Origin of the sequence: Paenibacillus marchantiophytorum (assembly GCF_014640555.1) — a bacterium.
GTDB classification, from domain to species: Bacteria; Bacillota; Bacilli; order Paenibacillales; family NBRC-103111; genus Paenibacillus_E; species Paenibacillus_E marchantiophytorum.
Window position 1 is genome coordinate 25371 of sequence record NZ_BMHE01000050.1, and the last position, 21095, is coordinate 46465.

The window sequence follows — 21095 nt, forward strand, 5'->3', positions numbered from 1 at the left end:
ATTTCTATAAAAACGTCAAAAAACGTCAAGTACAGCGGAATCTTTTCCGTATGCTTGACGTTTTTTGTACGTATTTTAATACGTATTTTTATGTTTACACGTACATTAATACGTGTTATAATTAGAATATAGAAAAGGAGTTGACGCGATGGCGAGTAGCAGAGAATTAATCGCAGTGATCGAACGCGATGGATGGATCGAAGTAAATCAAGTCGGAAGTCATAAGCAATATAAGCATCCGACAAAAAAGGGACGTGTCACAATCCCCCATCCGAACAAAGACTTACCGATCAAAACTGTACATAGTATCCTAAAGCAGGCGGGGCTTCGATAGCCCCCAATGCTTGGAATTACATAAATAGTGAATTCATGTATTCTGTTTTGGAATTCAAAACACAAAGGAGAACAATCGTATGAAAAAAGACCGTTACGTATACCCCGCGGTATTCGATTACGCAGAAGATGGGATTAGCGTTGAATTTCCGGACTTACCGGGCGCTATAACATGCGGCGACACGGATGAAGAAGCGCTACGTATGGCTCGTGAATGTATGGCGCTGCATATCTACGGCATGGAACGCGATGGAGACGATATTCCTGAACCTACACCGGCTAAAACGCTAAGTAAAGAACCGCAGCAGGTAGTCGTGCTCGTTGACGTATGGATGCCGCCATTCCGCGATGAGATGGCGAATAAAGCCGTCAAGAAAACGCTGACCATACCGAAATGGCTCGATGATATCGCTGCCGAAAATAACGTTAACTATTCGCATATTCTACAGGACGCGCTTAAAACGTATCTAGGCGTAAATAAACGACCATAAACGCAATAAAAAAACGGTAGCTGATCGCCAGCCGCCGTTTTTTTTTATTTACCGCTGAAACTCCGCTTGATCTCCGCTAGGTCCTCTCGCTGCTTATCCGTTCTTCTAAGGCTGTTCCCGCGACAGATCGGACATTCCTTCCGCTGCAAAAATATGAAATAAATTAAATACACACCGGAAAGAATCGCTCCAATCACCGTCATAAAAATTAGTAATACGATAAGTACCGCTATGATGATTAAAGACGGTATCTTAACGGGCTTAACCGGTCGATCGCAATGAATACAGTGACGCATATTACCATCAGTCCATAGACCGGGTATGCGCGCTGGCTTCTCATTAAAGCGGTCCTCAAACTTTTTATCCGTCATGAAATAGCGTCGCCCTTTCTCGTTCCCGTAATTATCCATTCAATACGCAATATATTCGCGGTCGTTTCTACGTAATCCTGCCGCCAAATTATCGCGATTAGGCATAAGATGAATGCAACTAAAGGATGCGAGACTTAGCGCCTTATCTCACGCGTAAATGTGCTGAAATCACATTAATAATCCTCACTGCATGCCAAGTATTAATGCTCGTTTGAGTAACTTTTAAAATATTAATAATCTAAGTTGATGATTGCGTATGCTTGAAATATAATTACATTAGCAAAGTGGTAAAAGGTAGAAATAACATGACCATACTACCCCGTCCTCACTTACAGGAATTTTATGCTATAATATGTCTAGCAAAGTGATAGGGTATGAGAGGAGGTCCAACTCGACTCTTGACTACGTTCCAGTTGCTAACAATCATGATATCATTTGGTGCACTTATTGTAACTTCTTTTGGCGTAATTATTGCTTTATTTAACGTTGTACAAAACAAAAAATAGCCCAAACCTCTGGCCGAGATAAGAAGCTACTTTTTAACAACCGAAATCACTTTGCTGCAACGAACCGAGGTCTGCGAAACCTCGGTTTTGTTGTGTATAGTTTTATTTTACTTTTATAACACACAAAAGTAAATATTATTATTGACTTTAATGTGTCACACATGCATTCCTGTCGAACTTTGTCGATTTGCTATCCGCGTTTTAACACCTTCGCTAGAGGACTGAACCGCTTATGTTGTTCCGCTAGGTCCTCTCCGCTAACCTGTACATATTTACGCGTTGTTGCAATATCTGCATGGCCCATCATCTTCATTAAGCTAAAAACATCCATCCCATTGATAGCCGCCATCGTTGCAAAATTGTGACGCAGCACATGCGGTGATACCCTCTTCCCTATTTTTGCTTTCTCCGCGTAGTTTACAAACGACTTCTGCAACGTCTTCTCACTCAACTGCTCTCCATAATTCGTGTTAAATACGTATCGACTCTCGAAATGTTCCTCAGACTCCGCAATCAGTTGTCGTAACAAACGTATCGTCTCGATTGATAGAGGCAAAACGCGGGATTTGCGGTTCTTATTTTTTACGGCTGGTAAAATAATCTGCTTTTTAACGAAGTCGATCTCCGTCTTCTCTAACGAGCATATCTCATTCAATCTCATGCCAGAATCTAATATTAAAATAAGCGCGCAATAATCTCTCCACTGAGCGTACGATTTCTGATCAGGGGCTCGTAATAACCGTTTTAGCTCATCCTCTGTCAGTGGTTCAACCGTATCGACGTCCTGACGCATCAGAGACAGGTTTAAAGCCGGATTTCGGTCGATTACCTCCTCTGAATAGAGAACGTTAAAGAACGTCCTTAGAACGCGAATACGGACGTTTACGGAAGACGCAGCTAATCCGAGCCTATCCTTACTGAACTCCGATTTAAACGGATGCCCCTCGTAATAACCTTTTTCGTTCGCGCACCAAAGAACGTAATCACGCATCATCGTAGCGCTAACGTCTTGAATCGATATTTCTCCGTATTTGGCGTTAACCCATTCGATAAAATAATCCATATTCTCAATATAGCCGCGAAGAGTACGTTCCTTTAAATTATTCGCGCGTTTAATCTTCATTACGTAATCCACCGCTTCTTGCAACGTATAACTCGGCAGATTAACGTCGGGCAGCGGCTGGCGATCGAACACCTGCCTACGCCCCTCACGTTTGTCATTACGATTACCAATTCGCATAAATGAAAAAACCTCCTACGCATAATTTACGTAGAAGGTTAACGAGTCAGTTAGGTGTAAACGGATCAGCTAGCGACTAAAACGACTTTATCGAGCTGCTTACGTTACACATATCGTACTGAATACGTTGATACAGCGGGTTTTACTGCTAGTACGGAAAGAGTGGGAGTCGAACCCACGCACGCCTCGCGACGCCTAACTGATTTCGAGTCAGCCCCCTTGGACCACTTGGGTACCTTTCCAAGAAAACGAGAACAGGACTTATTGTATCAAAAAAGTCTGTCTCTCGCAAGTGTTTTTCCTCAATCATTCAGGAAGACTCTTCTTCCGCCTGCGCATTCGATCTGAGCACCTTTTTCAGCTTGCTTTCGAACTTCGTTCTAGGCACGAGAACACTATGTTTGCAGCCTACACATTTGATTCGAATATCCATGCCCATGCGAATGATTTCCATTTCATTAGTGCCACACGGATGGGGCTTTTTCATCTGCACAATATCGCCTAGCTGATACTGCTTCTTCTCCATTCGCCTGTCACCCCTTTTCCAATTCGTTAGGAGCCTCCTAGATTTATCACTTCGATTTGGCTCATATCTAGTTGTTTTTTGATTTCAACATTCAGAAGTCTAGTCACATTGAACTGTGTTGTTGGCTTGCACTCTGCGATAACCCGAATTTTCAAATCCGCCGATCCGACCACCTGCACACCCAGCACTTCAGGTTCCTTAACAATATTGTCTGTAAGCGTCTGCACATGTTTGGCCGTATCTTTGAGAATTTGTGTTGCTTGATCAATATCAAGATGATTCGGCACCGTCACATCAACAACAGCCAAAGAATTGTAGGTAGAGAAGTTGGTGACTTGCTTGATGTTCCCATTCGGAATGATATGGACTTCACCGGTCCAACTTTTGATTCTCGTTACACGAATTCCGATTTCTTCAACCGTTCCTTTGAATTGATCAATCTGAATAACGTCTCCAACACCGAATTGGTCTTCGAAAATAATAAAGAATCCCGTTATTACATCTTTGACCAAACTTTGCGCCCCAAAACCAATGGCCAAACCAAGAACACCAGCACCCGCAAGCAGCGGTCCTAGATTAAGGCCAACTTGACTAAGAATGAGCATAATACAAATGAAATTAATCGTATACGTAATTAAATTATGTAACAGACTTCCGATCGTATTCGATCTTCTTCTATCAAACTTCAACGGCGATTTATCTCTCGCTATCATCATATGAGAAATCGTTTTGTTCGCAATTTGAATGCAAAATTTACCGGCTACAAAGATTACTATAATTTTTACAATAATCCAAAATATCGAAGCTAGCATTTCCGGTTTGGTCACATGTTCCGATATCCACTGCGTTAAGCTTGTAAAATAATTCGTGATAAAGGCCATAGCTAGACCTCCTTATCTTCATTCCATGGTAACATATTTATCTTCTTTTTTGAAATAAATGCCTCTAATTTCGACATGCTCAGAAGCAATAATCTCTTTTACTTGTGATAGATTCTCTCCTGGAAATTCAATAGAAAGCGCACATCCAGCCGTGACTTCCTTGGGCGTAGGTCTGATGTCAATTTCAATATCTGCGTACTCTAGCAGCATCTCTGCTCTCAGTGCCTGCTGCGTCGAATCGAATGCTAATAACATCTCTGAATGTTTCAGGGAAAATCCTCCTCACCCTACGTATAAATGTCCCTATCTATCCATATACTAGTAAAAACATGAAATAGCATTTGGAGGGATAATATGAAATTTCAATTTGGTTTGGACGGCGTTACGAACACGGATTTAGCCCCACTGAAAATCCAGCACACCGATGCCGATACCCCTTTTCTTCTCTCTAAACATTTACAAACGATCTTCAGTAAACTTCCAATCTATCAACCTATCGTTGTTATTTGTGTAGGAACAGATCGCTCAACCGGCGATTCCCTTGGACCACTGGTTGGCACTCATTTGAACCGAATTCCTTCGCTCCGTAATCTCCATCTTTTTGGCACTTTGGATGAGCCTGTCCATGCTATGAATTTATCCGAGACCGTGGCAAAAATTCAACAACAATTTCAAAATCCTTTTATTGTTGCCGTTGATGCCTGTTTGGGGCAAGTGTCCAGTGTCGGATGCATTCAAGTCGCGGATGGACCTCTGAAACCCGGTGCTGGCGTGAATAAGGACTTACCTCCGGTCGGCAACATCCATGTAACCGGAATTGTTAACGTTGGCGGCTTCATGGAATATTTCGTCCTTCAAAATACTCGCCTTAGCTTAGTTATGAACATGGCACATATCATTGGTGATGCCCTGCACGCCGCTTTGCGTCGTACCCAAGCCTACACACCGAATGCTACGGCTGCTTTAAAGTTTGATTAATAGCCTCTTTTTCTTCAGGGCTAAGCGTGTATGTGGATTGTGCTTTTTGAATCGGCTTCGCATACAAATACATTTGTTCTCGACTATGTATTCCCGTTAGAATGACACCATCTTGATACTCATCCAGGATCGCAATTGTGAAGCTAAGATCACTCCCGCCTTCATTAAAGGCATTGTAGCGATGAATAGCTACCTTAGATTTCATTTTCAACATAGCATTCTGAATCGTTTCAACCTTGGCTGCAGTCGCTTGCGATTCGGCCTTTTGCTCGTTTAAGCCATGCTGCATATCAATAAGGAGCTGCTCCATATTTTCGGCTTTGGACCCATTCATCATCTGCGTGTATTGTTTGCGCAAGGACGATAGTTTGACAAAAAGTACAATAATGAAAATAAACAAAACAAGAATGAGCGCAAAGCAACCTAGTACAATGAACCCGCCATCTATGCCAAACAGTTCCCCCATGGTTTATCCCTCTTTCTATTTAGCGTATTGCGAATGGATCTCCTTTACCGCCTGTATCAAAGCATCAACTTCCCCATCCGTTGTAAAATAGCCGATACTCGCTCGAACCGCTCCTTTGGCTAAAGTACCTGCTGCCTCATGCGCAAGCGGTGTGCAATGGTAACCTGAACGAACGGCAATTTGAAACGATTGATCTAATATAAAAGCAACCTCTGAAGAATCAGCATCTTGGATATTAAATGAAACAATACCTGTTTTATTTTGCCCAAGTGACGGTCCAAGAATCGTGACTCCTTCAATTCCCAGTAAGCCCTCCATGAGCATCTGAGTTTGACGCCATTCCTTCTCATGGATCTTCTCAACTGTTTCTGCAAGAACGAATTTCACGCCCTCATTCAAACCAGCAATGCCAACTGTGTTTTGTGTGCCAGCTTCATAACGATCAGGTCTTACCGTGGGCTGCTGAATAGCTTCAGATTGACTACCTGTTCCCCCATGCAGGAGAGGATCCAAATCCAAGTTTGGATTTATGTACAAACCACCCGTTCCCTGAGGCCCTAGAAGCCCCTTGTGGCCCGGAAAAGCCAGCATATCAATATTCATACCCTGAACATCAATAGGCAGTATACCGGCGCTCTGAGCAGCGTCTATAAGCAGCCTAGCTCCATGTGATCGGCATAGTTCTCCAATTTCACCTACAGGCATAATTGTTCCTAATAAATTAGAACTATGGCTGACTACAACTAAAGAAGTATTCGGTTTAAATGCCTTCCTTAACTCTTCCAAATGAATATATCCTTGTTGATCGTTCTGAATATAAGTTAGCTCCACGTCCGCTGTTGCTTTCAAGTATTCAAGCGGCCTTCTGACCGAATTATGTTCAATATTCGTACAGATGACATGATCCCCAGGTTTAACAAAGCCTTTGATTGCTTGGTTAAGCGCATGCGTTGTATTCAAAGCAAATGAAATGTCATTAGGATTCTTCACACCGAATAGTTTAGCTGTATGTTTCCGCGTTTCAAATAACACCCGGCTAGCCTTTACAGCCATTTGGTGACTTCCCCTGCCTGGGTTGGCAGCAAACTCCTCCATACAATTCATCATCGCCGTCATGACAGCAGGTGGCTTAGGCCACGAAGATGCAGCCTGATCAAAATACATTACACCTTTCATCTTTTCACCCTCTCCTACACACGATGGATTGCTTTTCTTGGTGTCTACTCATAAATATAGCATACCTTAGTTTGATCTTTCATTCCGAAAGAAAACCATAGGTATGCTATCTAATTTTAAGAGATTTTGCCTTGAAGGAGTTCAAGCAACCGATTCAAATCATCCTTCGAATAGTAAAGAAGTTCAATCCTACCTTTGTCTTGCTGCGCTTTGATTTTCACCGTTGTGCGATAAATATCTCTTAGTTGGTCCTCAGCTTGATTTATGTAAGGATCTCTATTCTTTTCTTTTTGAACCTTCTTTTCCTTTTCTTGACCTGGTGCCTCTTCCAACATCTTCACAGCTTCTTCAAGTTCGCGGACACTCCATTGTTTACTAATGGTCGTTTCAGCGAGCTCTTTCTTCACTTTATCATCCTTCACACCGACAATAGCTCTTGCATGACCCATCGATAATGTTCCACGTGAAACATATTGCTTAATGGATTCCGGCAATTGGAGCAGTCTAAGGAAGTTGGCTATGTGTGAGCGGCTCTTCCCTACTTTAGCGGAAAGCTCTTCTTGGGTTAAAGAGAACTGATCAATAATTCCTTGATAGGCGAAAGCAATCTCCATCGCATTCAGATCTTCCCGTTGGACATTCTCAATCAATGCAATTTCCATCACCTGTTGATCTGAGAAACTTCTTTCAACAGCTGGGATCGTCGCTGCCCCCGCAACCTGCGAAGCACGGAACCTACGTTCACCTGCAATGATTTCGAATCCTTTAAGAACTTTACGAACGATAATAGGCTGGATAACACCATGCTCTTTAATCGAATCAGCAAGTTCTTTAATGCTATCCTCGTTAAAATGCTTTCTCGGTTGATACGGATTAGCTCTCAGCTGGGATAAAGGAATTTGAATAACTTTATCACTCTCATCGATATGCAACGAAGTGATTAAAGCATCCAACCCCTTACCTAAACCTTTGGATAAACCTTTGGTCATACAGAGATCACTTCCTTCGCAAGCTCTAAATACACTTCCGCGCCTTTTGATCTAGGATCATATGTAACGATGGATTGACCATGGCTGGGCGCTTCACTCAAGCGAACGTTTCTTGGAATAATCGTTTGATATACTTTTGTTTGGAAATATTTCTTCACTTCTTCGATGACCTGAATACCTAAGTTCGTTCTTGCATCAAACATCGTTAATAAAACACCTTCAATTTGAAGCCCTGTATTAAGATGCTTTTGGACCAGTCGAACTGTATTAAGCAGTTGGCTTAATCCTTCAAGCGCATAATATTCACATTGAATTGGGATAATGACAGAGTCAGCAGCAGTCAATGAGTTAATCGTAAGAAGACCAAGAGACGGGGGGCAATCTATAAGGATATAGTCGAATAAATGTTTAACTAACTGAAGCGATTTCTTCAATCGAACTTCTCTTGAAATCGTCGGTACTAATTCAATCTCGGCTCCAGCAAGCTGAATCGTCGCTGGCAAGATTTTAAGATTTGGAACATTTGTATCAACAATTGCATCTTTGGGATGAACGTCATTAATCAGAACGTCATAAATACAATTTACTACGTCTGCTTTATTAACGCCAATACCGCTTGTCGTATTCCCTTGCGGATCTATATCAACAAGAAGGACTCTCTTCCCAAGTGAAGCTAAGGAAGCTCCCAAATTAACAGAAGTTGTCGTCTTGCCGACGCCACCCTTCTGATTCGTTATTGCTATTATTTTAGACAAAACCATTTCACCTCAATCACTTATGTTCCAAATGCCAATCAAAGAGCAGTATTACTATCTTAACACATCTATCAACTAGTTACCTCACTATTTGATAGTTATAACTCCTAAGATGCAAAAAAACGGCTTGCGCCGTTTAAGGTAGCAATAAATGCCCGTTATTAACGTTTAGGAATCTTAATAATAATTTCGTAATGATCCTCGTGATCCTTCTCAGAAGTGTTAATGTTTAGCCCGGAACTCGTCACCATCTCAACAGATTGACGAATTGTATTTAAAGCTAGTCTTACATCCTTCGTAAAAGAGACACGCTTAGACTTTTTAATCTTCGCCGCTTCTTTTAAGAAATTAATCTTAATTTCAGTTTGCTTCACATTCAACTCTTTAACAATAATTTCTTCAAGTACTTTTACTTGAAGCTCCTCTTGATCCAGTGACAGCAATGCTCTAGCATGACGTTCTGTAATCTTCCGCTCCATTAAAGCCATCTTCACAGGCTCGCTTAGATGCAACAGCCTAATTTTATTGGCAATCGTAGATTGGCTCTTTCCTAAACGCTGAGCTAAGCTTTCCTGCGTCAGATCATGCATTTCAATAAGTTGCTGATAAGCAGCAGCCTCTTCTATCGCCGTAAGACCCTCTCGTTGAAGATTTTCAATAAGAGCAATGGATGCAGCTTGTGAATCGTTGAAATCTCGTACAATTGCCGGAATCGTATCCAGTCCTAGCTTCTTAACAGCTCTAAGACGTCTTTCACCAGCAATCAGTTCAAACGTATTATTTTTAACTCTGACAACAATCGGCTGAATAATGCCATGAGTACGGATCGTTTGACATAGCTCTTCAAGTCGATCATCGTCAAACAAAGTCCTAGGCTGATAGGGACTTGGAATAATGTTATTAACGGGTATGTTTTTGACCTCATCCGTGTTTGAACGATCTGTAAGCCCAAATAACTTTGATATTTGTTCTTTCATAGGAAAACCAACCACCAACTCTTCCCGTAGTTTAAGCGACCAATACGATCCAAAGATAGACGCCCTCTTCGTCCTACAGAACGAAAACGCTTGTCAAGATTACGGCGAAGTATGACAAGTGCTCACATAAACATACTAACTTTACTAATTACATTCTACTTAGATATAATTCTCCATGAAAAGCCAAAATCCTGCTTGAACTACACGATCTACATAATGTTTAAATGTTTCACGTGGAACAATTTCACATTTTGGACAATGGTTCTTTCAATGGAATGCCTGCTTTTCTAGGATACTTGCTTGGCGTTGCAGACAGCTTTTGAATTTCAACAAAGTGTCGAACGGATTCCTCAATCGGCAGTACCATTCGGTTTACCTTTATAACTTTGCCTTTTAACTCAGACAAGCTATAATTGGCACTCACAAGTTCCTCTTCAATTTCTGAACCTTTCATCGCGATGAAAGTCCCGTCCTTTTTTACAAACGGAAGACAGAACTCATTCAAAACTTGAAGTCTCGCTACTGCTCTAGCCGTTACTAGATCGAAGTGATCTCGATACTTAGGAAGTCTAGCTACATCCTCCGCCCTGCCATGCACACAATCCATATCAGTCAATCCAAGTATATTAACGATTTCTTTCAAAAAGAGAATTCTCTTATTCAAAGAATCGACGATTGTTACTTTGAGATACGGAAATGCAATTTTCAAAGGAATACTCGGGAAACCTGCTCCTGAGCCTATATCCGCTAGCGTCATAACAGAATCCATAGAAAAGTTAAAAGAAATAGAGAGAGAATCGTAGAAATGCTTTAAATACACTTGATCCCTCTCTGTAATGCCTGTCAAATTCATTTTTTCATTCCACGCAACCAACGTCTTATAATACAGCTCAAACTGATCTAACTGGTGCGCTGAAAGAAAAATATGTTCTTTTTCTAATAACTGAGTAAACTGTTGCTGAATTACGTCCATTAGTTACCTCTTGCCGCGGTGACGCGATTATAATGTTCCAAATAAACAAGTAAGATGGAAATATCCGAAGGTGTAACGCCGCCAATACGTGATGCTTGCCCAATCGAGATTGGACGAATCTTAGCAAGCTTTTGCTTAGCTTCCGTTGCAATTCCATGAATTTCACTATACTCAATGTCGTCCGGGATTTTCTTTTTCTCCATTTTGCGTAAACGTTCAACTTGATTGCTTTGTTTTTCGATATACCCTGCATATTTCACTTGAATCTCCACTTGTTCTTTCATCACATCATCAAGTGGAAGCGGAGATGGGCACATTTGCTCAATAGCGCTGTAACCAATCTCAGGACGACGAAGTAAAGATATAGCCGGGACAGAGTTATTAAGTTGAACGCTCTCTAAGCTTTCCAACAATTGTTGAACATGTGGTTCGGGTTTAATTTTATCGATAGCAAGACGTTCTATTTCTTGATCAACCAATGATCTCTTGTTAAGAAACGCTGCATAGCGCTCTTCAGAAATTAAACCAATTTCGTGGCCAATCGGCGTCAAGCGAAGATCTGCATTATCATGACGAAGCAGCAGACGATATTCGGCGCGTGATGTTAAAAGACGATATGGTTCATTAGTACCTTTCGTAACAAGGTCATCAATAAGAACACCGATATAACCTTCTGAACGATCCAGAACAACAGCTTCTTTACCCAAAGCTTTGCGAGCTGCATTAATACCCGCCATAACACCTTGACCGGCTGCTTCTTCATATCCGGAAGTTCCATTAATTTGTCCAGCTGTAAACAGTCCACTCACCAATTTAGTTTCAAGCGAAGGCTTCAACTGTGTAGGGACAACTGCGTCGTATTCAATGGCATATCCGGTACGCATCATTTCTACTTTCTCTAAACCAGGAATAGACCGTAAAATACCTAACTGTACGTCCTCAGGCATGCTCGTGGATAATCCTTGAACATAATATTCGGATGTATTGCGGCCTTCAGGCTCCAAGAAGATCTGATGCTTAGGTTTATCAGCGAAACGAACGATTTTATCTTCAATAGATGGACAATATCTTGGACCCGTTCCTTCAATAGCCCCCGAAAACATAGGAGCACGATGCAAGTTAGAATTAATGATGTCGTGCGTCTGTTCAGACGTATAAGTCAACCAGCATGGAAGCTGCTCGTTATTGGTCGGTTCACCCTTAGTTTCGAAAGAAAAGAACTTAGGAACATCATCCCCTGGTTGAATTTCCGTCTTGCTGAAATCAATTGTATCTTTATGAACACGCGGTGGTGTGCCCGTTTTGAAGCGAACAAGATCAAAACCAAGTTTACGCAATGATTCGGACAACTTAACCGAAGGTTGTTGATTGTTAGGGCCGCTCTCGTACATAAGCTCACCCATAATGACTTTCCCTCTTAAATATGTGCCTGTTGTGAGAACAATAGATTTGGCATAGTATTCAGCGCCAGTTTTCGTAATAACACCTTTACAAATACCATCTTCAACAATAAGTTCTTCCGCCATGCCTTGACGTAATGTCAGGTTCTGCGTAGCTTCAATTGTTTCTTTCATTTTGTGCTGATAAGAGTACTTATCCGCTTGAGCGCGAAGAGCGTGAACAGCAGGACCTTTGCCCGTATTCAACATCCGCAATTGAATATATGTTTTATCAATGTTGCGGCCCATTTCACCGCCAAGCGCGTCAATCTCTCTAACAACGTGGCCCTTCGCAGGACCACCAATTGACGGATTGCAAGGCATGAAAGCAACCATGTCTAGATTTATCGTCAATAGCAGTGTATTGCATCCCATCCGTGCAGATGCCAGTGCAGATTCACATCCTGCATGACCAGCCCCGATTACAATTACATCATAATCACCAGCATGATATCCCATTATAAACGTCCCTCCCTCTTTTATGAAAACGCAAATGCTGTCGTTTTCATTTCCCTAAACAAAATTGTGTAAAGATCTGATCAATCAAAGACTCACCAACGGAATCACCAATAATCTCACCGAGCTGCTCCCAGGCTGCTCTTATATCAATCTGAATCATATCAATAGGTACATATTGTTCATTGGCTTCCAAAGCGTCGTGCAAGGATCGTTTGGCTTGTTTCAATAGAGAAATATGTCGAACATTGCTCACGTAGGTTAAATCGCTAGATTCTAGCTTACCTTCGAAGAATATAGCCGCAATCGCCTTCTCAAGATCTTCAATACCTTTATTCTCGATCAGAGACAACTCAACAATACGTTCCTGTGGAAAATAACTCAGCACTTGTTCAACATTCAGTTTTCTAGTCAAATCGATTTTATTTAAAATAACAATCGTTTGTTTATCCGCGAGCTGTTTCATCAAAGCAATCTCATCAAATTGGAGCTCTTCATTGCTGTTTAAAACTAATAAGATTAAATCGGCTTCAGCTAGCGCAGTCCTCGAGCGTTCAACACCTATTTGTTCAACTAGATCAGTCGTCTCGCGAATCCCCGCCGTATCCAACAGTTTCAAGGGAATGCCGCCAATATTAACGAACTCTTCAATAACATCCCTGGTAGTCCCCGGTATATCCGTTACAATAGCCCTATTCTCCTGAGCCAACTCGTTCAATAGGGATGACTTACCCACATTCGGTTTGCCTACAATGGCCGTCTCGATACCCTCGCGAAGAATCTTGCCTTGCTCAGCGGTCACCAAAAGACGGTCTATTTCAATCATAACCGTATCACATTTGTTCTTTATAAAAGAATTGGTCATCTCTTCAACATCATGCTCAGGATAATCAATATTCACTTCCACATGAGCCATTAACTCCACCAAAACATGACGTAAATGCTTAATTTGCTTCGATAAGTTTCCTTCAACTTGCTTCAAAGCCACCTTGAATGCACGATCTGACTTGGCTCTAATCAAATCGATAACGGCCTCGGCTTGCGTCAAATCAATCCTTCCATTCAAGAAGGCACGCTTCGTGAACTCACCTGGTTCAGCCAACCTAACTCCTTGCTGCAATAGCAAATCCAGCACCTTTTTGACAGAGACAATGCCCCCGTGGCAGCTGACTTCGACCACATCTTCCATCGTGAACGAACGCGGAGCTTTCATTAACGTAACGAGAACCTCCTCTACCTTTTCGGCAGAAACAGGTTCTACAATGAATCCATAATGTACCGTATGCGTCTGCGCAACAGATAATTTCGTTTTTGAGCGGAAAATCCCTTCCACGAATGGGACGGCTTCCTCTCCGCTCACACGAATAACCGCTATCCCACCCTCTCCAAGCGGCGTAGAAATAGCAGCAATCGTATCATTTAACATAGTATTTGCACCTCGAATTTACCTCATCTTAAAGAAAAAGCAATGACATGATCAAAGTCATTGCGGCAGATTTATTTGACAGCGATAACCACCCGACGGTTCGGTTCCTCGCCTTTACTGTAAGTTTTTACGACGGCATGTCCCTGTAATTCAGCATGAATAATCTTGCGTTCCTGCGAATTCATGGGTTCAAGAATGACTTCTTTTTTGGACTTAATCACACGATTGGCAAGCCTAACTGCGAGCTCTTCCAACGTCTTCTTCCGTCTGTCCCTGAAATTCTCAGCATCTAAGATAATACGAAAGTGAGAATTCGCATACCGGTTTGCAACGATATTCACCAGATACTGCAAAGCATCCAGTGTTTGTCCTCTTTTACCGATCAGGATACCTAACTCAGAGCCACTCATATTCAAGACGAAGCCTTCGCGATCTTTGCGTGTATCTATGGTGATGGAAATTTGCATCGCTTCGAACATATCTTGTAAGAAAGCAATTGCTTCCTCAAGTGGATCCGGTATCAATTCAAGCTCGACTTTAGCTTCTTTGGAACCAATAAATCCGAACAACCCTCGAGAGGGCTGCTCCAAAATATGAATGTTAACACGATCCTCGGAAACTTGCCATTGAGATAAACCGGATTTAACCGCTAGCTCAATAGTCTTTCCAGTCACCACAATTTTTTTCATTTGGACAGGCCACCCTTATTTTTTTGCGATCCGGACTTTTGTGATCCAGGAGAACCATAAATAAAGTAAGACTGAACGATCGTAAAGATATTACCGTAGATCCAGTAAAGCGGAAGTGCCGCTGCGAAATTCATGGACATCACGAAAATCATAACTGGGAAAATATATAGCAAGCTTTTCATTTGTTGATTCATTTGGGAAGACATAAACATTTGTTGAACGAACGTTGTTGCCGCGGCAATAATCGGAAGAATATAGTAATGATCCGGTTGACCAAGATTCATCCATAAGAATGTATGCTCACGAATGTGATCGTTCCGCATAATCGCTTGATAGAGCGCGATCAGAATTGGCATTTGAACAATGATTGGAAAACATCCAGCTAAAGGGTTCACACCATTTTGCTGAAAAAGCTTCATCGTTTCTTCCTGCTGTTTCTTTGCATCATCTTTATACTTTTCTTTGAGCTTCTTCATCTCAGGCTGCAAGTCTTGCATCCGTTTGGAGCTTTTGTACTGCTTTAAAGTAAGCGGCAAAATAATCAAACGAATAATCAAGGTAACAACTAAGATAGATAGCCCGTATTGACCCCATAAATGATCAGCGAACCAGTCAAGCGTTTGAGAAAGCGGGTACACGAAATATTTGACGAAAAAACCTGCGGTATTAGGATCGATTGGAGCCATTGCTGCGCTTGATGGACTACATCCTGACAGCAATAAGATCAACGCAGAAAGCGATGCAAGCAAATAGATTCGACGAGTCAAAATGAGATCCTCCTAAATATCTTTTCCATCATAAACTATAACACATCTTCAGCCCGCAAGGAAATATTGCGTCACTTTTTTATTGTGTCATTTCTTTTTAATAAAGAAGCTTTGCGGATGACATGCCAAATGCTTTTTTCCATCTCCGCATATTCCATTTCAACCACTGGTTTTCGCGCTAATAAGATGTAGTCATGATGAGGTGTCATCTGATCCTTTTTCAAGCGAATAATTTCCTTCATCATTCGTCGAAGCCGATTGCGCACAACCGCATTGCCTACTTTTTTGCTTACAGAAACACCCAATCGGAATTGGTCTAACTTAGGCTGCGGCAAATAATACAGAACAAATTGATGATTGGCCATCGATTTGCCGTACCGATAAATTTTATTGAAATCTTCTCTTTTAGCTAATCTATATTCTTTTTCCACGTGTTTGTACGCTCCAGACAGATAGCATCTATATAGGTAATGAACATGACAGACCTTATCTAGTTTTAACCAAATTCCCCTTCAGTAAACTGATTCAACAAAAAGCAAAAAAAAAAGCCCCTTCCGGAGCCTCTTTTTACGCGCTAAGAATTTTTCTTCCTTTAAGACGACGAGCTTGCAGAACTTTACGTCCATTCTTCGTGCTCATTCTTTTACGGAAACCATGATTCTTCTTACGCTTTCTCGTATTAGGGTTAAACGTCGGACCCATCTATAGCACCTCCCTACCTGAGGATATCCATCCTACAAAATTTCTACTACTCATTAAATCATATTTCCCTTAGTAAAGTCAACCTACCCGAGTGTACAGAGAGTTATGACATTTTGTTCACCAGATTTTCAAAAGAATAACCTGTGCATAGAATTTTCTCCGCTAAAAGAGAACCTTGTCGAAAATTAACAGAATATCAACAATATCTTGTGTTGTGAACAAAATCTATGCACAAGTTGTTGAGATTGTGGATAAAATGAAACAATCCGTTGATTAACGGGCCGTCTTTTGTTAAGATGATAATGTTTCTGTTGTGGATATACACCACAAACTCTCCGACTTATCAACAACCTGTGGACAACATTGTGAACAATTTTCCCTCTACAAGAATAAGTCATTTCGACCGATCCTTAATAATGTGGATAAAACGACAAAGTCCGTTCTTTTCTGACCTTAGCAGACAGCAAGGTTCATTTCGCCATGAAACGAGCAAACTATATAAACGTGCTGATTAATTCTCAGATCATGACGATCACATAGATGTTGAGTTGCTTTCATAACCTATTTTTAATGTTTAACTACTTACTGGCCTTATGCCACATGTTTAATTTCAAAGGAGTGAATACTGTGGAAGGCCATTCTACCGACTTATGGCAACAGATTTTGACGATCATTCAGACCAAACTCAGTAAACCAAGCTTTGATACCTGGCTCAAATCAACGAAAGCGACAGTTTTTAATGACTCTACTGTCGTTATTTGTGCGCCCAACAATTTTGCGCAGGAATGGCTCGAAAGCCGCTATACCAAGCTAATTGAGGGAACCATTTATGATTTCACAGGCAAGCATGTATCCGTGAAGTTCATTATTGAAACCGAGGAGCAGAAATCCCAGGCTTCCGCGACATTACCAACCGTTATCCCCCCCAAGGGACCAGCCATTGTTGCAGGCGAAGAGAATTTCACCAATATGATGAATGCCAGGTATACATTCGACACCTTCGTTATCGGATCCGGCAATCGATTTGCACATGCAGCATCCCTAGCTGTAGCCGAAGCACCAGCCAAAGCCTATAATCCGCTTTTTCTATATGGTGGGGTTGGGTTAGGCAAGACCCACTTGATGCATGCCATCGGCCATTATGTCCTTGAGCATAATCCAGGCTCGCGTGTGTTATATATTTCATCCGAGAAATTCACGAATGAGTTTATTAATGCGGTTCGTGATAACCGCGGTGAAGGATTTCGTAATAAATACAGGACAATCGACGTTCTACTGATTGATGATATTCAATTCCTCGCCGGTAAAGAAGGTACACAGGAGGAGTTTTTCCATACATTCAACGCTCTGCATGAGGAAGGAAAGCAAATTATTATATCCAGTGACCGCCCACCCAAAGAAATCCCAACGTTAGAAGATCGTTTGCGCTCAAGGTTTGAATGGGGCTTGATTACGGACATTCAGCCGCCCGATTTGGAGACACGTATTGCCATTTTACGCAAGAAAGCCAAGGCAGAGAATCTAGAAATCCCGAATGAAGCGATGATCTATATCGCGAATCAGATCGATACGAATATTCGAGAGCTTGAGGGCGCGCTTATCCGTGTCGTAGCCTACTCATCCCTAATCAATCAAGATATTAGCGTTCATTTAACGGCCGAGGCATTGAAAGATATTATCCCGTCCAATCGCCCAAGAGTGATCACAATACAGGATATTCAGCAGCGAGTTGGAGAATTCTATGGACTGAAGCTTGAGGATTTCAAAGCGCGCAAGCGAACAAAAGCCGTAGCCTTCCCAAGGCAGGTCGCGATGTACCTGGCGAGGGAGCTGACAGACTTCTCTTTACCGAAAATCGGCGATAATTTTGGTGGCCGTGACCATACGACCGTCATTCATGCCCATGATAAAATAACGCAGCAGCTGAAAGTAGATCAAGATTTATATAAGATTGTTCACAACCTAACAGAACGGATCAAAAACCCCTCTTAATAACTTCTAAATTCAGCTAAGCCTATGCACAATCTATTCACATGTGGATAGGCTTGATTTATATAAGGTTCATCCACATATCCACATATCCAGAGCCCCTACTGCTATTACTAATAAAGAATGTTATTATATAAAGAATATGCTGACGCAAATTAAAAAAGAACCACAGGAGTGAAATCATGAAATTAACGATCCTAAAAGACCATTTAATCGAATCCATTGGTCACGTTTCCAAAGCAATATCATCTCGTACAACCATCCCTATCCTTACAGGGATCAAAATAGATGCAACCTTAAGCGGTGTAACCCTTACAGCGAGTGATACCGATATCTCTATTCAAAGCTTTACCCCAAGCGAAAATGAAACCATTAAAATAATTCAATTATTTCAAGCCGGGAGTGTTGTTCTTCCTGCTAAATTTTTCATTGAGATCATTCGAAAGCTCCCAGCTCAACTCATTGAAATTGAAGTAAAAGCCAACTTCCAAACGATTATTCGTTCAGGTTCTTCGGAAATTCAAATTATGGGACTTGATCCAGACGAATATCCGCTGCTGCCGGAAATCGAAGAAAGCAAGATGCTGCGTCTTCCTAGTGATTTGCTTAAAACGATGATCAAACAAACGTCTTATGCTGTATCCACCAATGAATCTACGCCGATACTTACAGGTGTTCTCTGGAATATAACCGGAGATAAATTGAAATTCATTGCTTGTGACCGGCACCGTCTGGCTAGTCGAGAAGTAACTGTGGATAACGATAATGCGCAGAATCTGCCTAACATTGTCATCTCAGGTCGAACATTGAACGAATTAAGCAAAATTTTGCCAGATCAAAATTCCCTTATAGATATCGTTATTGCAGACAATCAAGTTTTATTCAAAATTCATTCGATTTTATTTTATTCCCGTATTTTGGATGGCACATACCCGGATACATCTAAGCTGATTCCGCAATCTTTTCAAACCGAAATGGTCGTACCGACCAAAGAATTGGCTGAAGCAATCGACCGGGCCTACTTATTGTCCAGAGAAGATAAAACCAATATCGTTAAAATGATGATGCTGGAAGATCAAACGATCGAGATCTCCTCTACCTCATCCGAGCTTGGAAAAGTAACCGAGCAAATTAACCTGCAGCATATCGTCGGGGAGCTGCTCAAAATTTCGTTTAACTCCAAATATATGCTTGATGCGCTAAAAGTACTTGATTCTGAGTTCATTCATATCGGATTTACCGGGGCTATGCAGCCAATTATCATGAAACCACAAGATTCTACAAACATTCTACAGCTCATCTTGCCATACCGGACGACGAATTAAGGAGAATTCATATGAAACAGATCGGAATTAAGACAGATTACATTACGCTAGGACAGTTTCTAAAATTATCGGACTGTATATCCACAGGTGGACAAGCTAAATTTTTCGTTGTGGATACCAAAATTGAAGTAAACGGGCAGGCAGAAAATCGCAGAGGACGGAAACTCGTTCCGCAAGATGTGGTGACCGTGGAGGGTTTCGGACAATTCGAAGTCGTTAGCTCCTGATCGGATTAACCCAGGAGGATGACCACTCATGTTCTTAAATAGACTTGCACTCCGTCATTATCGCAATTATGACGAAATTGAAATAACAACTGAAAACAACGTGAATATTTTCGTTGGACCCAATGCGCAAGGGAAGACGAATCTGTTGGAATCCATCTATGTCCTAGCGATGACGAAATCACACCGAACCCACCAGGATAAAGAATTAATTGGGTGGAACGGAGAACAGACGCAGCTGCATGCAGAAATTCAGAAGCGATACGGCAGCTGCAAGTTGGATCTAGCGATTTCGAACAAGGGCAAGAAAGCCAAGATCAATGGACTCGAGCAAAAGAAATTAAGCAATTTCATCGGAGCTCTGAACGTGGTGATGTTTGCTCCGGAAGATTTGGAAATTGTCAAAGGAACGCCAGGTGTAAGGCGGCGCTTTCTAGATATGGAGATCGGCCAGGTACAGCCCTCCTATCTGTATGATTTGTCGCAATATCAGAAAATTCTGCTGCAGCGGAACAATTATTTAAAACAATCTTATCCCGGAAAAAGCACGCCGGACGCCATGTTGGACATCTGGAACGAACAATTAGCACAGTATGGTGTTAAAATCATGAAAAAGCGTCAAAGCTTTATTAAGAAGCTGCAACAATGGGCAGAGACCATCCATCGAGGGATTACAAATGACAGCGAGGACCTTCTTATTCGCTATGCTCCTTCTTTTGACATTGAGCCGTTTGAAGATGAATCTGTTTTATTAAACCAATTTATGATAAAGTTATCATTGGTCAGAGATCAGGAATTTCGAAGAGGCGTTACGTTAGTGGGCCCTCATCGCGATGATCTTCTTTTTTACATCAACGATAAAGAAGTCCAAACGTATGGTTCTCAAGGACAGCAGCGAACAACCGCATTATCCCTTAAACTTGCGGAAATTGAGCTCATTCATGAGGAAGTCGGCGAATATCCCCTTTTATTACTTGATGATGTGCTTTCAGAGCTTGACGAATATAGACAAACACAATTGATTCGTACGTTTCAGCAGAAAGTCCAAACGTTTATTACCACAACAGGTCTGGAAAGCGTTCATTTGGACCAACTGGATCATGCTTCTGTGTTTCATGTGTTGAAAGGAAATGTAAGTGGCAGGAGCTGAGAAGCATGTTTATTCATTTGGGTGGCGAGAAAATTATTAGAGCTTCCGAACTGATTGCTATTTTCGATATCTCGATCGAGAAGTCGTCCAAAATATCGAAACAATTCATTCAGCAAGCTGTAAAGGATAAAAAAACCGAGAAAATCGGGGAAGAGGAATGCAAATCCCTCGTTGTTACCAAAGGGAAAGTGTACTATTCCCCCATTTCCTCAACTACGCTCAAGAAACGAGCACACCAGTTATTAACGAACTAAGGTTGGAGCCAA

At 41.6% G+C, this 21095-nt stretch carries 26 protein-coding genes and 1 tRNA gene; 9 read left to right on the top strand and 18 right to left on the bottom strand.

Going from position 1 to position 21095, the window contains the following annotated elements; all coding sequences use genetic code 11:
- Nucleotides 1–148: 148 nt before the first annotated feature.
- Together IEY34_RS29810 and IEY34_RS29815 are read left to right on the top strand one after the other, a co-directional pair.
- Complete coding sequence (locus IEY34_RS29810; protein ID WP_189018963.1) at nt 149–334, top strand: type II toxin-antitoxin system HicA family toxin; 186 nt, start codon at nt 149–151, stop codon at nt 332–334.
- A 79-nt stretch (nt 335–413) separates the two neighbouring features.
- Nucleotides 414–824 (top strand): type II toxin-antitoxin system HicB family antitoxin, encoded by a 411-nt coding sequence (locus IEY34_RS29815; protein WP_189018965.1) that lies wholly within the window; start codon nt 414–416, stop codon nt 822–824.
- 44 nt (nt 825–868) lie between these two features.
- Here IEY34_RS29815 and IEY34_RS29820 read toward each other — a convergent pair whose 3' ends face one another.
- A complete protein-coding gene (locus tag IEY34_RS29820; protein ID WP_189018966.1) occupies nt 869–1195 on the bottom strand; it encodes a hypothetical protein in 327 nt (108 codons plus the stop codon).
- 374 nt (nt 1196–1569) lie between these two features.
- Here IEY34_RS29820 and IEY34_RS37960 point away from each other — a divergent pair, with 374 nt between their 5' ends.
- A complete protein-coding gene (locus IEY34_RS37960) occupies nt 1570–1701 on the top strand; it encodes a putative holin-like toxin (RefSeq protein ID WP_373291371.1) in 132 nt (43 codons plus the stop codon).
- A 190-nt stretch (nt 1702–1891) separates the two neighbouring features.
- Here IEY34_RS37960 and IEY34_RS29825 read toward each other — a convergent pair whose 3' ends face one another.
- The 5 genes from IEY34_RS29825 to IEY34_RS29845 form a co-directional block, all read right to left on the bottom strand.
- Complete coding sequence (locus tag IEY34_RS29825) at nt 1892–2941, bottom strand: tyrosine-type recombinase/integrase (protein WP_189018968.1); 1050 nt, start codon at nt 2939–2941, stop codon at nt 1892–1894.
- 154 nt (nt 2942–3095) lie between these two features.
- Nucleotides 3096–3183, bottom strand: a tRNA-Ser gene (locus tag IEY34_RS29830).
- 68 nt (nt 3184–3251) lie between these two features.
- Nucleotides 3252–3467, bottom strand: a complete 216-nt coding sequence (locus IEY34_RS29835; RefSeq protein ID WP_189018970.1) for a DUF951 domain-containing protein — start codon at nt 3465–3467, stop codon at nt 3252–3254.
- A gap of 26 nt (nt 3468–3493) precedes the next feature.
- The gene (locus tag IEY34_RS29840) at nt 3494–4348 is read right to left on the bottom strand and encodes a mechanosensitive ion channel family protein (RefSeq protein ID WP_189018972.1); all 855 of its coding nucleotides are present in this window, start codon (nt 4346–4348) and stop codon (nt 3494–3496) included.
- An 18-nt stretch (nt 4349–4366) separates the two neighbouring features.
- On the bottom strand, nt 4367–4603 hold the full coding sequence (locus IEY34_RS29845) for a putative Se/S carrier protein (RefSeq protein ID WP_189018974.1): 237 nt from the start codon (nt 4601–4603) through the stop codon (nt 4367–4369).
- Between the two features lie 99 nt (nt 4604–4702).
- On the opposite strand from IEY34_RS29845, the gene yyaC reads away from it, so the two are divergent.
- Nucleotides 4703–5326: a spore protease YyaC gene (gene yyaC, locus IEY34_RS29850; RefSeq protein WP_189018976.1), complete on the top strand. Its 624-nt coding sequence runs from the start codon at nt 4703–4705 to the stop codon at nt 5324–5326.
- Here the strand turns inward: yyaC and IEY34_RS29855 are convergent.
- The 12 genes from IEY34_RS29855 to rpmH all read right to left on the bottom strand — a co-directional run bounded on the left by IEY34_RS29855 (nt 5301) and on the right by rpmH (nt 16141).
- Nucleotides 5301–5792 (bottom strand): DUF4446 family protein, encoded by a 492-nt coding sequence (locus tag IEY34_RS29855; protein ID WP_189018978.1) that lies wholly within the window; start codon nt 5790–5792, stop codon nt 5301–5303. The two genes, yyaC and IEY34_RS29855, sit on opposite strands and share 26 nt — an antisense overlap.
- Nucleotides 5793–5807: 15 nt before the next feature.
- Nucleotides 5808–6968 carry an aminotransferase class V-fold PLP-dependent enzyme gene (locus IEY34_RS29860; RefSeq protein WP_189018980.1) on the bottom strand — a complete coding sequence of 387 codons (1161 nt, stop codon included), beginning with the start codon at nt 6966–6968 and terminating at the stop codon, nt 5808–5810.
- A gap of 116 nt (nt 6969–7084) precedes the next feature.
- A complete protein-coding gene (locus IEY34_RS29865; RefSeq protein ID WP_189018982.1) occupies nt 7085–7957 on the bottom strand; it encodes a ParB/RepB/Spo0J family partition protein in 873 nt (290 codons plus the stop codon).
- Complete coding sequence (locus tag IEY34_RS29870) at nt 7954–8712, bottom strand: ParA family protein (RefSeq protein ID WP_079415849.1); 759 nt, start codon at nt 8710–8712, stop codon at nt 7954–7956. Before IEY34_RS29870 ends, IEY34_RS29865 begins: the two co-directional genes overlap by 4 nt.
- A gap of 161 nt (nt 8713–8873) precedes the next feature.
- A complete protein-coding gene (noc, locus tag IEY34_RS29875; RefSeq protein WP_189018984.1) occupies nt 8874–9689 on the bottom strand; it encodes a nucleoid occlusion protein in 816 nt (271 codons plus the stop codon).
- Between the two features lie 244 nt (nt 9690–9933).
- Nucleotides 9934–10662, bottom strand: a complete 729-nt coding sequence (gene rsmG, locus IEY34_RS29880; protein WP_189018986.1) for a 16S rRNA (guanine(527)-N(7))-methyltransferase RsmG — start codon at nt 10660–10662, stop codon at nt 9934–9936.
- Nucleotides 10662–12560, bottom strand: a complete 1899-nt coding sequence (gene mnmG, locus IEY34_RS29885; RefSeq protein ID WP_189018988.1) for a tRNA uridine-5-carboxymethylaminomethyl(34) synthesis enzyme MnmG — start codon at nt 12558–12560, stop codon at nt 10662–10664. The genes rsmG and mnmG overlap by 1 nt, the downstream gene beginning before the upstream one ends.
- 46 nt (nt 12561–12606) lie before the next feature.
- The gene (gene mnmE, locus IEY34_RS29890; protein WP_189018990.1) at nt 12607–13983 is read right to left on the bottom strand and encodes a tRNA uridine-5-carboxymethylaminomethyl(34) synthesis GTPase MnmE; all 1377 of its coding nucleotides are present in this window, start codon (nt 13981–13983) and stop codon (nt 12607–12609) included.
- Between the two features lie 71 nt (nt 13984–14054).
- Nucleotides 14055–14672: an RNA-binding cell elongation regulator Jag/EloR gene (gene jag, locus IEY34_RS29895; RefSeq protein WP_189018991.1), complete on the bottom strand. Its 618-nt coding sequence runs from the start codon at nt 14670–14672 to the stop codon at nt 14055–14057.
- A complete protein-coding gene (gene yidC, locus IEY34_RS29900; protein WP_229757909.1) occupies nt 14669–15439 on the bottom strand; it encodes a membrane protein insertase YidC in 771 nt (256 codons plus the stop codon). Before yidC ends, jag begins: the two co-directional genes overlap by 4 nt.
- Nucleotides 15440–15510: 71 nt before the next feature.
- Nucleotides 15511–15870, bottom strand: a complete 360-nt coding sequence (rnpA, locus tag IEY34_RS29905; RefSeq protein WP_189018993.1) for a ribonuclease P protein component — start codon at nt 15868–15870, stop codon at nt 15511–15513.
- A 136-nt stretch (nt 15871–16006) separates the two neighbouring features.
- Nucleotides 16007–16141 carry a 50S ribosomal protein L34 gene (gene rpmH, locus IEY34_RS29910; protein WP_029196162.1) on the bottom strand — a complete coding sequence of 45 codons (135 nt, stop codon included), beginning with the start codon at nt 16139–16141 and terminating at the stop codon, nt 16007–16009.
- Between the two features lie 627 nt (nt 16142–16768).
- Here rpmH and dnaA point away from each other — a divergent pair.
- The 5 genes from dnaA to remB all read left to right on the top strand — a co-directional run bounded on the left by dnaA (nt 16769) and on the right by remB (nt 21083).
- Nucleotides 16769–18133 (top strand): chromosomal replication initiator protein DnaA, encoded by a 1365-nt coding sequence (dnaA, locus tag IEY34_RS29915; RefSeq protein WP_308423066.1) that lies wholly within the window; start codon nt 16769–16771, stop codon nt 18131–18133.
- Between the two features lie 179 nt (nt 18134–18312).
- On the top strand, nt 18313–19455 hold the full coding sequence (gene dnaN / locus IEY34_RS29920; RefSeq protein ID WP_189018997.1) for a DNA polymerase III subunit beta: 1143 nt from the start codon (nt 18313–18315) through the stop codon (nt 19453–19455).
- 11 nt (nt 19456–19466) lie between these two features.
- On the top strand, nt 19467–19682 hold the full coding sequence (gene yaaA, locus IEY34_RS29925; protein ID WP_189018999.1) for a S4 domain-containing protein YaaA: 216 nt from the start codon (nt 19467–19469) through the stop codon (nt 19680–19682).
- 28 nt (nt 19683–19710) lie between these two features.
- Nucleotides 19711–20829, top strand: coding sequence for a DNA replication/repair protein RecF (gene recF, locus IEY34_RS29930; RefSeq protein WP_189019001.1), 1119 nt, complete (start codon nt 19711–19713; stop codon nt 20827–20829).
- Nucleotides 20830–20834: 5 nt separating this feature from the next.
- Complete coding sequence (remB, locus tag IEY34_RS29935) at nt 20835–21083, top strand: extracellular matrix regulator RemB (protein WP_189019002.1); 249 nt, start codon at nt 20835–20837, stop codon at nt 21081–21083.
- Nucleotides 21084–21095: the final 12 nt, after the last annotated feature.

Bases quoted from the DNA above. Each gene is read 5' to 3' on its own strand.
- mnmE (WP_189018990.1), bottom strand. From the start codon at position 13,983: ATGTTAAATGATACGATTGCTGCTATTTCTACGCCGCTTGGAGAGGGT.
- IEY34_RS29860 (WP_189018980.1), bottom strand. From the start codon at position 6,968: ATGAAAGGTGTAATGTATTTTGATCAGGCTGCATCTTCGTGGCCTAAG.
- IEY34_RS29825 (WP_189018968.1), bottom strand. From the start codon at position 2,941: ATGCGAATTGGTAATCGTAATGACAAACGTGAGGGGCGTAGGCAGGTG.
- IEY34_RS29810 (WP_189018963.1), top strand. From the start codon at position 149: ATGGCGAGTAGCAGAGAATTAATCGCAGTGATCGAACGCGATGGATGG.
- remB (WP_189019002.1), top strand. From the start codon at position 20,835: ATGTTTATTCATTTGGGTGGCGAGAAAATTATTAGAGCTTCCGAACTG.
- IEY34_RS37960 (WP_373291371.1), top strand. From the start codon at position 1,570: ATGAGAGGAGGTCCAACTCGACTCTTGACTACGTTCCAGTTGCTAACA.
- IEY34_RS29845 (WP_189018974.1), bottom strand. From the start codon at position 4,603: ATGTTATTAGCATTCGATTCGACGCAGCAGGCACTGAGAGCAGAGATG.
- rpmH (WP_029196162.1), bottom strand. From the start codon at position 16,141: ATGGGTCCGACGTTTAACCCTAATACGAGAAAGCGTAAGAAGAATCAT.
- yyaC (WP_189018976.1), top strand. From the start codon at position 4,703: ATGAAATTTCAATTTGGTTTGGACGGCGTTACGAACACGGATTTAGCC.
- IEY34_RS29840 (WP_189018972.1), bottom strand. From the start codon at position 4,348: ATGGCCTTTATCACGAATTATTTTACAAGCTTAACGCAGTGGATATCG.
- mnmG (WP_189018988.1), bottom strand. From the start codon at position 12,560: ATGGGATATCATGCTGGTGATTATGATGTAATTGTAATCGGGGCTGGT.
- IEY34_RS29820 (WP_189018966.1), bottom strand. From the start codon at position 1,195: ATGACGGATAAAAAGTTTGAGGACCGCTTTAATGAGAAGCCAGCGCGC.
- recF (WP_189019001.1), top strand. From the start codon at position 19,711: ATGTTCTTAAATAGACTTGCACTCCGTCATTATCGCAATTATGACGAA.
- IEY34_RS29855 (WP_189018978.1), bottom strand. From the start codon at position 5,792: ATGGGGGAACTGTTTGGCATAGATGGCGGGTTCATTGTACTAGGTTGC.
- IEY34_RS29815 (WP_189018965.1), top strand. From the start codon at position 414: ATGAAAAAAGACCGTTACGTATACCCCGCGGTATTCGATTACGCAGAA.
- IEY34_RS29835 (WP_189018970.1), bottom strand. From the start codon at position 3,467: ATGGAGAAGAAGCAGTATCAGCTAGGCGATATTGTGCAGATGAAAAAG.
- jag (WP_189018991.1), bottom strand. From the start codon at position 14,672: ATGAAAAAAATTGTGGTGACTGGAAAGACTATTGAGCTAGCGGTTAAA.
- dnaN (WP_189018997.1), top strand. From the start codon at position 18,313: ATGAAATTAACGATCCTAAAAGACCATTTAATCGAATCCATTGGTCAC.
- rsmG (WP_189018986.1), bottom strand. From the start codon at position 10,662: ATGGACGTAATTCAGCAACAGTTTACTCAGTTATTAGAAAAAGAACAT.
- IEY34_RS29865 (WP_189018982.1), bottom strand. From the start codon at position 7,957: ATGACCAAAGGTTTATCCAAAGGTTTAGGTAAGGGGTTGGATGCTTTA.
- noc (WP_189018984.1), bottom strand. From the start codon at position 9,689: ATGAAAGAACAAATATCAAAGTTATTTGGGCTTACAGATCGTTCAAAC.
- yaaA (WP_189018999.1), top strand. From the start codon at position 19,467: ATGAAACAGATCGGAATTAAGACAGATTACATTACGCTAGGACAGTTT.